The sequence below is a fragment of the Flavobacterium sp. JLP genome (assembly GCF_015350755.1).
Lineage (GTDB): Bacteria > Bacteroidota > Bacteroidia > Flavobacteriales > Flavobacteriaceae > Flavobacterium.
Map to the genome: position 1 here is coordinate 162,280 of NZ_JADKPS010000005.1, position 12,608 is coordinate 174,887.

The window sequence follows — 12,608 nt, forward strand, 5'->3', positions numbered from 1 at the left end:
GAAATTTCAACAGCGTTTCATATTTTATAAAGATTTAGGATATTATTTTTTATCAATCTTGTACAGTCTTCCTTGATCTGTTACAGCATATAAAGCACCATCACTTCCCTGTGTAATATCTCTAAATCGCTGACTTTCTGAAGCAAGAAGTCTTTCTTCGCCAACAACTTTATTATTTTGAAAAGCAAGACGCACAATATGCATACCACTTAAAGCGCTAATAAATAGGTTATTTTCCCATTCTGGAACTCTATTTCCGGTATAGAAAGTCATACCGCTTGGCGACACTACAGGATCCCAATAATAAACCGGCTGTTCTAATCCATCTTGTTGTGTAATTCCTGCTCCTACTTTTTGTCCGCTATATTCGATTCCGTAAGTAATTGTTGGCCATCCGTAATTAGAACCGGCTTTTAGGCGATTAATTTCATCACCTCCTCTTGGTCCGTGCTCACTCTGCCATATTTCGCCTGTAACAGGATGAAGCGCCAGTCCCTGCGGATTTCTATGTCCAATAGTATATAATTCTGGCAATGCTCCCGTTCCAGTAAAAGTTGGATTACCAGATGCTGGCTGTCCGTCTTTTGTAATTCTGATAACTTTTCCAAGGCCAGATGCAACTGATTGTGCCAATGGTCTAGTTTCTAATACAGAGCGTTCTCCTGTGCTTACAATTAAATTTCCTGTTTTATCAAAAAGAATTCTTCCTCCATAATGCAAATCACTAGGGTTAGCAGGTTTTGCACGATAAATTACTGTTGCTCCTTCAATTGTTTTTTCGTCAGCTGAAAGCTTTCCTTTGGCAACAGCCGTATTATTTCCGCCTGTTGTAGCTTCAGAGAAAACCCAATATATCATTTTATTTGATGCAAATTCTGGATCTAAACACAAACCTAGCAAACCGCCCTGCCCTGCAGCGTTAACTGCCGGAACACCTGTAATCGCTGCACTAACAACACCTGCTGTAGTTACAATACGCAATTGTCCTGATTTTTCTGTAACCAAAAGTCGGCCGTCTGGAAGACTTTTTACTCCCCAAGGAGCTGCTAACGTACTTGTTATAATTTTTGCTTCATAACTGGTATTTGTCTGTACACCACTAGCACGAGTTTGTCCTGCAAATGCTGGAGTATATGTTGTATTTGGTGCAGTAGTTTCTACCGGATCTGTTTTTGTTCCCGGATCTGCTGGACTGTCTTTATCATTTGAACAGCTAAAAAGCGTGAATAATGCCGTCGAAAGTGTAATAATGTAGGTTGTATTTTTCATCATTTGACAATTTAAATTAATAGTATATAGTTTGGTCAGCGTAAATTTCTATAATTAAATTCATAAGAATTTATATAATTATTTAAACTTTTTACAGAATTAACTGATATTTAAAAAGCTTTATTTAAAGTAAACGTTTTATTTATTAATTTAGTTTCCAAAACTAAAAACTATGGAAAAATTAACCAAAGAAGATATCAGTCAAGAGGTATTTGATCTGTATGATGATTACGCTCACAACAAAATAGACAGGAGAATATTTATTGAAAAATTATCCATTTTTGCGGTAGGAACACTTACTCTTCCATCACTTTTGAGTTTTATGACGCCAAATTATGTAGACAGTATTTTAGTACCACCAACAGATCCGAGATTAAAAACAGGCTACATAAATTATGATTCTCCAAAAGGAGGCGGGAGCATAAAAGGACTTTTATCACAACCATCTGAAACCAAAAAAAAACTGCCTGGAATTATTGTTGTTCATGAAAATCGAGGCCTTAATCCGTATATTGAAGATGTTGGAAGAAGAGCTGCTATTGAAGGCTTCATTACCCTTGCACCAGACGCTTTATCGCCATTAGGCGGTTATCCGGGAAATGACGATGCTGGACGTGAATTGCAAAAAAAACGTACACGCGAAGAAATGCTGGAAGATTTTATTGCCGCTTATGAATATCTGAAATCACATAAGGACTGCAACGGTTATGTTGGCGTCGTCGGATTTTGTTTTGGTGGATGGATTTCGAATATGATGGCAGTTAAAATTCCAACTTTGGCAGCAGCCGTTCCATATTATGGTGGACAGCCGACAAAAGAAGAGGCTGAAAAAATAACAACACCATTACTTTTGCATTACGCAGGTTTGGATACGCGCGTAAACGAGGGATGGCCCGCTTTTCAGGAAGTATTGAACAAAAACAAAGTCGAAAATACGGCTTATTTTTATCCGAATGTAAATCACGGCTTTCATAACAATACCACGCCAAGATACGACGAAGCCGCCGCAACTTTATCATGGACAAGAACTATAGATTTTTTTAAACAGAAATTAAAAAAGAAATAAGAAGACACTTTCATAAATGACAAAATTAAAAGCAACGGTTTATTTTTATATTCCGAAAGAAGTCAGTTTACTGGATTTAAGCGGTGTTGTAGAAGTGTTTCAGGAAGCCAATAATTTAGGTTTGAATTATGAACTGAAATTTGTCAGCACTGTATCTTCCGTTATTTCTAATTCGGGTTTAGCACTTTCTTCTCTCATTGATTTTACGGAAACGGCGCCACAAAAAAATGATTTTATTATTGTTTCCGGATTCAGTACACATCAATTAATGAATCTCAAAGATGAACCGTTGTTTTTTGAATGGCTTCATCAGGCAAATAAAAATCAAACCTCCATTTGCAGTATTTGTACCGGCGCATTTCTGCTTGCTAAATCTGGACTTTTAGACCATAAAGAATGTACCACACACTGGAAACTTATTTCGAAATTAGAAAAAGATTTTCCGCTTTTAAAACCTCAAAAAAATACTTTATTTACCAAATCTGACAACATTTATACCAGCGCCGGAATTGTAACAGGAATCGATTTGGCCTTATTTTTAATTGAAGAAAAACACGGAAAAGATACCGCAACTGCCATTGCCAAAGAGCTTGTAGTTTACAAAAGAAGAAACGGAACCGATGAACAGGAGAGCGTTTATCTTCAAAATCGAAACCATCGCGATGAAAAAATTCATACCATTCAGGATTGGATTATTTACAATTTAGAAAAAACATCAACCATTGACTTTTTAGCCGATTTGGTTTATGTGAGTCCGCGAACTCTGACTCGGATTTTCAAGAAAGAAACTGGCGTTACAATTGCCGCATACAGAACAAAATTAAGAATTGAAAAAGCCAAAAGCCTGCTCGCTAATTCTGATTATAAAATAGAACACATTGCGCATTTGTGTGGTTATAAGACGTCTAAACAATTAAGAGTTATTCTAGATGATCAAATTGATCTACTGCCAACTGCAATTAAAAATATGCTGGCTTAAAACGACTATCGTTTGTCCTTTTTCTATAATAATTGCCAAAGTACATTTGTAACCTAATAATCAAAAAGATACAAATGAAACTTAGAGACAAAAATCCCGCCTTGCTTATAATTGATGTTCAAAAAGGTTTTAATGAGGAAGCCTTTTGGGGCGGTAATCGAAACAATAAAGATGCTGAAACCAAGATGGCTCAAATTCTGGAAAAATGGAGAATACTTAAATTACCTATTTTCCATATTGTTCACAGTTCGATTCATCCTAATTCTAAATTGCACGAATCAAATCCCGGCTTTGAAATAAAAGATGAAGTAAAACCAATTAAAGGCGAACCCATTATCGTCAAAAATGTAAACAGCGCTTTTATTGGAACTGATTTAAAAGAAAAATTGGACGAACAAGGAATTACAAATCTGGTAATTTTTGGATTAACTACCAATCACTGTGTTTCTACAACAACCAGAATGGCCGGAAATTTGGGTTATGAAAATTTCGTAATTGCAGATGCAACGGCTACATTTGACAGAATTGGAATAAATGGAGAAAAATTTGATTCCGAGTTAATGCATCAAACTGCTTTGGCGAGTTTAAATAAGGAATTTGCAAAAGTTATCAATACTGAGAAATTGCTCGAATTGGTATAAAAATAAAAGACATTTGAAATTTCTATTTTTTTGGAAATAAAGCAACTTTCGTCATTTTGGCTTATACAACAACCAAAAAGACTAAATTACTTTTTACATTTCGGCTGAATTTTGCATTATAATTTTAAACAATAAAAAAATGCAAAAGACAATTTTCATTACAGGCGCTTCATCAGGATTAGGAAAAGCAACAGCTCAATTATTTCAGAATAAAGGATGGCAAGTTATTGCAACAATGCGAAATCCTGAAAAAGAAACTGAATTACAAAATTTAGAAAATGTAATAATTCTTCCGTTAGACGTTTCTGATTCAGAACAAATTAATTCTACTGTACAAAAAGTTACTGAAAATTATACGGTTGATGTTGTCATGAACAATGCCGGATACGGATTAATTGGTGCTTTAGAATCTTTAACTGATGAACAAATTCAACGTCAGATTGCCACTAATTTACTTGGTGTAATTAGAGTTTCAAAAGCATTTACAGCACATTTTCGTGAGAAAAAAAGTGGTATTTTTTTAAATATCAGCTCAACTTTTGGATTGATTGGTTTTCCGACGTGTTCTATTTACAGTGCAACTAAATTTGCTGTAGATGGTTTTTCAGAAAGTATGGCTTATGAACTGGCACAATTTGGTATTCAAGTAAAAGTAGTTGCACCGGGCGGTATGCAGACTGATTTTGCTATTCGTTCTATGGAAGTTGGCCAGCACAAGGCCTATGAAAAACTGACAGCAGAAGTAAGCAAAGGCTATAGTGCTGAACAAATCGCAAATTATTCAAAAGTAGAAGATGTTGCTCAAATTATTTACGAAGCAGCAACAGACAATAAAAGACAGTTGCGATACGTAGCAGGAAATGATGCGAATGCATTGTACAATGAAAGAATAGAATTGGGAACTGAAAATCAAGTTCAGAAAATTAAAGAAATGTTTACTTTTTAAAACTAATCACAGATGAAAAATCAAGCTATAGAATTGACTACCTTTAAACTGAATGGTTGTACCGTTGCACAATTTATTGAAGCCAACAAAGAAGTAGATGCATTTTTGAAACGCCAAAAGGGATTTCGTTCCAGAAATATTTCGGAATTAAAAAAAGGTATCGTTTACGATATCCTGATTTGGGACAGCGTAGAAGACGGAACCGATGCCATGCATAAGTTGATGAGCGAATTAAGCGATTCTATCGTTCATGGTATGATTGACCAAAGCACTGTAAGCTGGAATATCGCAGCTGTACAACATTTCGTAAGTTTGTAAAAACCAAAGCAGTTCAATATATAATTATGAAAAAACAGCCTAAAATATTTGATTCACTTTCAGAACTGCATAAAGCTATGGGACAGCCTAAGCCATCGCATCCCTTAATTGGTATTTTGAATTATGGTGAAGCCGTTTTTGATCCAAAAGATTATGAACAAGGTATTATTTTAAATTTCTATAAGATTTCTTTCAAAACACATTTCTCTGGAAAACTTAGATACGGACATGGCTTTTATGATTTTGAAGAAGGCGGCATGTCATTTATTTCGCCTGGACAAATTTTACGCATGCAAGATGAAGAAGCAGATTACAGTGGCATGTCATTGCACATTCATCCTGATTTTATTCGTCCTTATTCTTTAAATACTAAAATCAAGCAATATGGCTTTTTTGGTTATTCGGCTGCTGAAGCTTTGTATTTATCTGAAAGTGAAAAAGAAACCATTTTAGGTGTTTTTCACAGTATTCAGAAGGAACTAAACGAACGTATCGATGGTTTCAGCCAAGATGTTATCCTATCTCAGATCGAGCTTTTACTGAATTACAGCAATCGCTTTTACAACCGCCAATTTTTGACTAGAAAAGCTATTAATCATGATGTTATCAGTAAATTAGAAATCTTGCTGGAAGATTATTTTAATACTGAAAAAACAATTGAAAATGGTTTGCCAACTGTTCAGTTTATAGCCAATGAACTCCAGCTTTCGCCAAGATATTTGAGCGATTTACTGCGAAATAGCAACGGGCAAAATACCCAGCAATTTATTCATGATAAATTAATCGAAAAAGCAAAAGAATATATTGCAACAGGAACTTTATCAATTTCTGAAATTGCTTATAAATTAGGATTTGAGCATCCGCAATCTTTCAATAAATTATTCAAGAAAAAAACAAGCCTTACTCCTGTCGCGTTTCAGGAATCATTTCATAAAAACTAAATTATGCCAAAAATAGATTTTGAACAATTGAAACAACGCTCTGTAAAAATAAGAGATGCTTATCACAAATTAGAACTCGCACATCATGGAAGTCAATGGACTGTTGAAGAAGATGCTTTAGCTTTTCTTACAGACGCAGGTTTAGTAGGACGCCACGCCATGTCACAACAAGGCAGATGGCCAAAAGAAAATACTAAAGAAGAATTAGAACATAAATTAGGCGAATCAATTTGGTGGCTCACTGTTTTGGCTGCCCGTATGGATCTTGACATCGAAGAAGCAACTGAAAAATTTCTTTCGAAAACTGAAAAATTGTTAGGCTAATAGTACTACTATATTAATCAAACGAGCTGTTGATCATACGGCTCGTTTGTAAAAAGGCTTAATTTTAAAACTTCAAAGTTCCCCAAACTTGTCTTTATAACGCTCCAATTCTGCTTCTGTTTTACTTAAAAGTTTTTCTAAAAGTATTATTTTATCTTCATAAAGTAATTTTAATGTTGAAGTATTTTCGGTATTAATCAAAATACTGCCGTTGTTGTTTCCAATTACCTTATTAAAACTGCTGAAATAACGCTCACTGTCAAAACTTATTATATCTTCTACACTGACTTCTAAAATACGAGCAATTTCTACCAATTTTACATAGGATAAAATCGTTTTTCCTTTTTCAATTTTACTATAACCTGCTTGGGTTACCCCGAGTTGTTCTGCCATATATTCCTGAGTGTAATTCTTTAGTTCTCTGATACTTTTGATTTTGTTTTTGATTGAAGTGGCCATATTTTTTATTTGGAGATAAGGAATAGCTGACACAGCCGAATACCATTTTTTGTATTGCAGCTAGACCAAATTTTAATGCATGCTAAACTACTTCATTAGCAGGTTAATGAAGTAGCTTTATTGTTATTTTTTCTTTGTAGTAATTATAAATCCATACACGACAGCAATGGCAATACATGCTAAATCGTATGAGGGAATTCCGGATAATGACATTGGAAGTTTTTAAAAATGTTAGGCTGTTCTCTTTACCATTCGATCAAACTGTAAGTTTAGGTATTGATCTATTTGCTTGCCTATAATATTACGATCTGCGGCTTTAATTTTTATTTTTATTTCGTGCTGAAAACAATCTCGAACTAAAACAGAATATTCAAATTCTACATTATCATGAAACCTTAAGATTATTAAAACAGTATAACATAATAATGTTGGAATAATATAATACAAATCAGGTATGCGAGTAAAAATCATACTGTAATACGCGATAGCAGTAACGATAATAAACAACATATTAACAAGAAAGTAAGTTTTCTTTCTTCTTACTATTCCGAGTTCGTCTATTTCGTCAAAAGCATATTGCCAACGATTTTTACCATAGCGAAATTGGACTTGATTAGAGGTAATTGTAATGAACATAATAAGTAGGTAAAACGATTTAGGAATTTGTTTGAGGAATTTGCAATACTTGTAAGTAAAACAACTCTTAAATGCAATATTACGCAATAACTTCTTTTTTTTCTTACATTTATCATAATAGAATATAACTATAGGTTATAATTCAATACTAAATGTAAAGCATTCCTTATATTCATTTTTTGATCAGTACAATATCTCATACTTTTTTATTACAAATATGTAATCAATTGATAGTTAACGTATCTGATGGATCACACGGAAAGTAAAGTATAATTTCAGTTCCTTTATTTAATTTTCCAAATGCCCGAATATTTCCGTGGCTAGTCTGCATTATTTTTTTGCACAATGCTAACCCAACTCCTGAACCGTCATATTTTTCGAGTGTATGCAATCGCGTAAATATTTTAAAAATCGATTCGGCGTATTCCTGTTCAAAACCAATTCCGTTGTCAGAAAAACTGATCCAGTGACAATATACCTTATTAGAATATTTATTGATCTCCGGCTTTTGTGATGCCGTGATATGAATCTCAGGAAGTCTTTCTAGTGAAGCATATTTTAATGAGTTTTGCATAATATTAGAAAAAAGCTGTTTCATTAAAAACGGAACAGCATGGACTTCAGGCAAATTTTCGAATTTGACCGTAGCTTTATTTTCAAAAATGATATCTCTCATTTCTATTATGGTTTCTTCCATAATATTGTTCAGGCTCACCTTTTGAACAGATTCTTTAGTGTTTTTTATTCTTGTATATTTTAGAATATCTACCAGCAAATTCTGCATCCTGTTGGCTGATTTTGTAACGCGCTGTAAAGAATCTATAATTGACAAAGATGGAATTTCGTTCGTATCTGAAAGTACTTTTGAGGCAATAAACTGAATTTTACGCAAAGGTTCCTGTAAGTCGTGCGTACTGATCCAGTTAATATTTTCAAGCTCTAAATTGGTTTCACGCAATACTTCACTTAGGTTGCGATACTTTTCTTCTTCTTCACTCAGCAAAAGCATAATAATTTGGTTGTGAAGTGAATGTGCAAAAGTTGATGCAGCATTTATTTCGGGCTGAAGCCAAATTTTACTTTGATGCTTAATTATTTGTTTCCATAAATTAAATGAATTTCTGGGATGAAGTCCGTTGCTGTCAATTATAATGGCTTTTTCTGGATCTCCGGCCCAGTTAATCTCTGCAACGGTTTCAGGCCTATACCAAATAATATTATTTCCATTGCCTAAAGAGTGATAAATTATTCCTGAAACATCTTTATAATCAACTAAATCTGGCACAAAATTACTAAGCTTATTAGTAGAAAATGTTTGCCCGTATTCATGAAGATGTATCTGCTGAATAATCTTTTCTATTTCTTCATCAGAAGGTGTCAGTCCGTTTTTATACTTTGTATTTCCAATACAAATTGAAACACCACTGGCATTGCAAAGTTTTAATAATTCAGGATTAGCACAAATTCGTTCAAAAGATTTGTGTTCCATTACAAGGTTTAAATCCATAAGACGCTCAAGAGCCTTATTGGTTTTACGCGAAATTTCATATTCATCATTCGACTGCCTTAAATCGATTTGCGAAGTAATAAATTGCCCTTGAAGTTTTGCGGCAAGCCTAATTTCGGGAGAAATATTTTTAGCCGAATAATGATGACAGGCAATAAGCCCCCATAAGCGATCATGATGAATAAGCGAAATTGTAAGCGTAGCTCCTACTCCCATATTTTTAAGATATTCGACATGAATTGGCGACGTACTCCTAAGCACAGAAAGACTCAAATCAAGATTCTTATTTTCTTTGTCGTCAATTGTAAAAATTGGAACAGGTTCGTAACCAATATCTACAATTAAACGTATTTGGTTTTTCATATACAATTCCCTTGCCTGAACAGGAATATCTGTATGCGGGTAATGAAGTCCTAAAAATGGTTCTAAATCTTCCCGACAATTTTCTGCATAAATTTCACCATTATAATCAGCATCAAAACGGTAAATCATAACTCTATCGTAACCCGTTATTTCGCGAGTCCCCTCGGCAACAAGCGCGCATAATTCTTTCAAGGAACGAGTATTATTCATATTAGACACAAACTGAATCGTTTGTGCATAAATATCGGCAAGCTGTTCTTTTCCTGTTGAAAGCGGTTCTGCTTCTATTATATAAGTATTTCCGTTTTTATGTATGCTTATTTGAAATGATTTTTCCTGAAGTTCTAATTCAAGCGGAAAAACAAGCTGTTTGCTGTTATGAAGATAGTGGTATAATTTTTTCTGGGCGTCACTTCCAAAAAGTTCACTGAATTTATGTCCTAAAACGGCATCATGTTTTAAGTCCAGAAATGACGAAATATTACCTGTACAAAAATCAATCTTCCAATCTAGCGTAATTCCGAGCAAAAAACCATGTGGCTGAATACTTCCTGGAATATGAATAGGTTCATGCTCGCAATTGGTTAAGGTGACTAAATCGCGGTTAACAATATCTTTAATTTTCATTTTTTGATGCATTTAAAAAATGATTGTAAATACATTCAAAAGCATATCCGGCTCCTTCAATAATTTCGTTTTCACATTTATTTTTTTGTTGGTACTCCGTAAGTGTATTCAGAAAATTTTTCCAATAACTGCCTGTTTTATTGCCATATCCTGTAAAATACGAAATTCCTTCTTGCTGATCTAATCCCTGAATTGTCTCTACATTTTTTAAGATATAACGGCCACCAAGCGAAGATCCTTCAATAACATATAATATTCCGAGAGCAAATGCAGTAGTGATTTTTTGATTTTCAAAAACGATACTGCTTCCGTTTTTGTTAAAATTTAAAAATAATAAATCATTATAAATCAAATGTGTTTTTTCTCTCTCTTTTAAATCGAAAACAATATCTTTTAAGAAGGGAAAAATAACATCCTCAGTACTTTTATGTACATCATACATTAGTGATAAATAATGGCAATATTCGCCTATTTTCATATCAGCATAAAGTATAGATTTTGAAACAGAAAGGTTTTCGAGTTTTTTGTGCGCACTTGCGGTATGATTTTTTAGATGATCTAAAAAATCAATATCTGTTGGGAAGCCCAAATTTGAAATCATTGTATAATTAACTAAGTGAAAAATTTATTTTTGGGCAATTTGCCACTTATTTACTGCAATACAGTAAATGTGAAAAACGTATAATATAACGTTAGGATTTCAGTCATATCATTGTTAAGCTTAGAGAAAGACATTATAGAAAGTTGTTTTTCAACAATTTATAGGATCTTTAACATTACATCAATTTTTTTTAAAATTAATTTGACGTATCTCGCCAAATGTAGTCTTTTTTAGTGAATAAAATTTCTAATTGATTTAAAATACCAAACAAAATTTGTATTAATTCATTCACCTGTTTCACTATCTGGAGCATCGACTGGCTTAGATTGCGATGAGCCTTTTTGACGTAAAAAAACAGATAATATTATGATAGCAAATACAGAAAGAAATTCGCTTTGCCAATTTTGAAAAGATTCAAACCAAAGTCTTGAATCACATAAATATTCTGTAAAAGAAAGTTCTGGGCTTCCCTTTAAAACATTCATTTGATTTTCATCTTTTAAACTTCCATAAAAGTGAAGTGCAAAAGAAGCAAAAAATAAAACAAATAAACTTAAGGTTAAAGAATTTTGATAAAGTTTAAGCCAAAGTCCGCCTTTTTTCACAGGCCATGGCGCTCCTTTTCTTTCAGCCGAAGGTTCGCGGTCGACTTCCTCTTTTCCATCTAATCCTTTTGATTCTGAAGAACCTTTTTGTCTCAGAAAGATAGTAAGCCATACAAACAGTGCCATTTGCAAAAATTCACTTTCCCAATTTTCAAAAGTTGATTCTATAAAATGTCCAGTCGTTAAATATTCCTTCATTGCAACGGCATGACCGCCATTTTCGAGAAGATCCTTGTTATACTCTTCAATACCAAAAAAAATCTGGCCAATAAAAGCGCCAATAAAAAGCAGTAAAAATACAATCGACAGACTATTTTGATATATAAATTTTTTCATTTTTCAGATTTTTAAAGATCGAGTTTGTGGACAATCTATTATTACTAAAAAATCCACAACAAGACAGGCAAATTTAAGTCTCAAAACAATGCATATTTTATAAGATTGTGATCAAAGATTACATCATTTAAACACTTATAATGAAAAAATAACATAAATAATAAAATCTTAAAAAATATCTACATATACAATGTAAAAGTTATATCATTAAAACGAAACCTTATATTATAAAGTGCTGTTAATTATACAATTACATTTGTTTTTTTTGTAAGGCATTAGCTCCCCTTCCGAAGTAGATTTGTAACATAACAATTAAAACTTAATATCATGAATACTAAAGATCAAAAAAACAGCAGCACTAAAACATCAGGTGCAAAGTCTACAGACAAAAAAATAGATAAAAAGGAAACTTCTCCAAAAAGAGAGACTAAACCTGAAGCTAAAGAGGCTAAGAAGCCGGCGGCAACTAAAAAATAACTAATTCTAAAACTATTGAATTATGGAAACACAAAACAACCAAAATTACGATCAAAACAATCGGAATTTTAACAATCAAAATCAAGAGAATTTGATTGAAGAAGAAAAAAGAGCTTCTAATGAAAATATTCAAGAAGAAGATCTCCATCAAAATCAAGAAGAATTTATTGATGATGTCAACCATCAAACAAATGACTTCAATAGAAATGAAAATCTTCCAAATGAGCCCGTTTTGAATGGAGAAAATCAAATTACGAATGATCTTGATCCAGATGAATTTGATGACGATGATTTAGAAGAAGATGGCGATCTTGATGATGAAGATTTAGAAGACGACGATGATTTAGATGACGTTGATGAGGATTTAAACTTAAGCGAAGTTTCTCACGATCCTTTTCCAGGTGTTAATCCAGATAGATTCTAAAATATTATGTCAAAATATAAATAATAACCGTTAAGCTAATTACTTAACGGTTATTTTATTTTCCGGTGTTTTCATCTTAATTGTATAAC

Annotated in this window: 15 protein-coding genes; 9 read left to right on the forward strand and 6 right to left on the reverse strand. The window is 33.2% G+C overall.

From position 1 onward, the window contains the following. Nucleotides 1–42 precede the first annotated feature (42 nt). Nucleotides 43–1,269, reverse strand: a complete 1,227-nt coding sequence (locus IRZ83_RS13795; RefSeq protein WP_194569586.1) for a PQQ-dependent sugar dehydrogenase — start codon at nucleotides 1,267–1,269, stop codon at nucleotides 43–45. 172 nt (nucleotides 1,270–1,441) lie between these two features. Here IRZ83_RS13795 and IRZ83_RS13800 point away from each other — a divergent pair, with 172 nt between their 5' ends. The 7 genes from IRZ83_RS13800 to IRZ83_RS13830 all read left to right on the forward strand — a co-directional run bounded on the left by IRZ83_RS13800 (nucleotide 1,442) and on the right by IRZ83_RS13830 (nucleotide 6,484). After that, the gene (locus IRZ83_RS13800; protein ID WP_194569587.1) at nucleotides 1,442–2,335 is read left to right on the forward strand and encodes a dienelactone hydrolase family protein; all 894 of its coding nucleotides are present in this window, start codon (nucleotides 1,442–1,444) and stop codon (nucleotides 2,333–2,335) included. 16 nt (nucleotides 2,336–2,351) lie between these two features. Continuing rightward, complete coding sequence (locus IRZ83_RS13805) at nucleotides 2,352–3,314, forward strand: GlxA family transcriptional regulator (protein ID WP_194569589.1); 963 nt, start codon at nucleotides 2,352–2,354, stop codon at nucleotides 3,312–3,314. Between the two features lie 74 nt (nucleotides 3,315–3,388). After that, complete coding sequence (locus IRZ83_RS13810) at nucleotides 3,389–3,955, forward strand: cysteine hydrolase family protein (protein WP_194569591.1); 567 nt, start codon at nucleotides 3,389–3,391, stop codon at nucleotides 3,953–3,955. 139 nt (nucleotides 3,956–4,094) lie between these two features. Beyond that, nucleotides 4,095–4,901 (forward strand): SDR family oxidoreductase, encoded by an 807-nt coding sequence (locus IRZ83_RS13815; protein ID WP_194569593.1) that lies wholly within the window; start codon nucleotides 4,095–4,097, stop codon nucleotides 4,899–4,901. 12 nt (nucleotides 4,902–4,913) lie between these two features. After that, a complete protein-coding gene (locus tag IRZ83_RS13820) occupies nucleotides 4,914–5,219 on the forward strand; it encodes a hypothetical protein (protein ID WP_194569595.1) in 306 nt (101 codons plus the stop codon). A gap of 26 nt (nucleotides 5,220–5,245) precedes the next feature. Further along, nucleotides 5,246–6,160 (forward strand): helix-turn-helix domain-containing protein, encoded by a 915-nt coding sequence (locus IRZ83_RS13825; protein ID WP_194569597.1) that lies wholly within the window; start codon nucleotides 5,246–5,248, stop codon nucleotides 6,158–6,160. Nucleotides 6,161–6,163: 3 nt separating this feature from the next. Beyond that, a complete protein-coding gene (locus IRZ83_RS13830) occupies nucleotides 6,164–6,484 on the forward strand; it encodes a MazG-like protein (protein WP_194569599.1) in 321 nt (106 codons plus the stop codon). Between the two features lie 72 nt (nucleotides 6,485–6,556). On the opposite strand, the gene IRZ83_RS13835 is transcribed toward IRZ83_RS13830, so the two are convergent. The 5 genes from IRZ83_RS13835 to IRZ83_RS13855 form a co-directional block, all read right to left on the reverse strand. Next, nucleotides 6,557–6,943: a helix-turn-helix transcriptional regulator gene (locus tag IRZ83_RS13835; protein WP_194569601.1), complete on the reverse strand. Its 387-nt coding sequence runs from the start codon at nucleotides 6,941–6,943 to the stop codon at nucleotides 6,557–6,559. Between the two features lie 231 nt (nucleotides 6,944–7,174). Then, nucleotides 7,175–7,453, reverse strand: a complete 279-nt coding sequence (locus IRZ83_RS13840) for a hypothetical protein (protein ID WP_228515181.1) — start codon at nucleotides 7,451–7,453, stop codon at nucleotides 7,175–7,177. Between the two features lie 349 nt (nucleotides 7,454–7,802). Then, the gene (locus tag IRZ83_RS13845) at nucleotides 7,803–10,076 is read right to left on the reverse strand and encodes an ATP-binding protein (protein WP_194569605.1); all 2,274 of its coding nucleotides are present in this window, start codon (nucleotides 10,074–10,076) and stop codon (nucleotides 7,803–7,805) included. Continuing rightward, complete coding sequence (locus tag IRZ83_RS13850) at nucleotides 10,066–10,677, reverse strand: biliverdin-producing heme oxygenase (RefSeq protein ID WP_194569607.1); 612 nt, start codon at nucleotides 10,675–10,677, stop codon at nucleotides 10,066–10,068. The genes IRZ83_RS13845 and IRZ83_RS13850 overlap by 11 nt, the downstream gene beginning before the upstream one ends. Before the next feature lie 284 nt (nucleotides 10,678–10,961). Next, complete coding sequence (locus IRZ83_RS13855) at nucleotides 10,962–11,618, reverse strand: DUF6766 family protein (protein WP_194569609.1); 657 nt, start codon at nucleotides 11,616–11,618, stop codon at nucleotides 10,962–10,964. 327 nt (nucleotides 11,619–11,945) lie between these two features. Between IRZ83_RS13855 and IRZ83_RS13860 the strand changes: the two genes are divergently transcribed. After that, nucleotides 11,946–12,095 carry a hypothetical protein gene (locus IRZ83_RS13860; RefSeq protein WP_194569611.1) on the forward strand — a complete coding sequence of 50 codons (150 nt, stop codon included), beginning with the start codon at nucleotides 11,946–11,948 and terminating at the stop codon, nucleotides 12,093–12,095. Nucleotides 12,096–12,117: 22 nt separating this feature from the next. Next, nucleotides 12,118–12,519: a hypothetical protein gene (locus IRZ83_RS13865; protein WP_194569613.1), complete on the forward strand. Its 402-nt coding sequence runs from the start codon at nucleotides 12,118–12,120 to the stop codon at nucleotides 12,517–12,519. Nucleotides 12,520–12,608 lie beyond the last annotated feature (89 nt).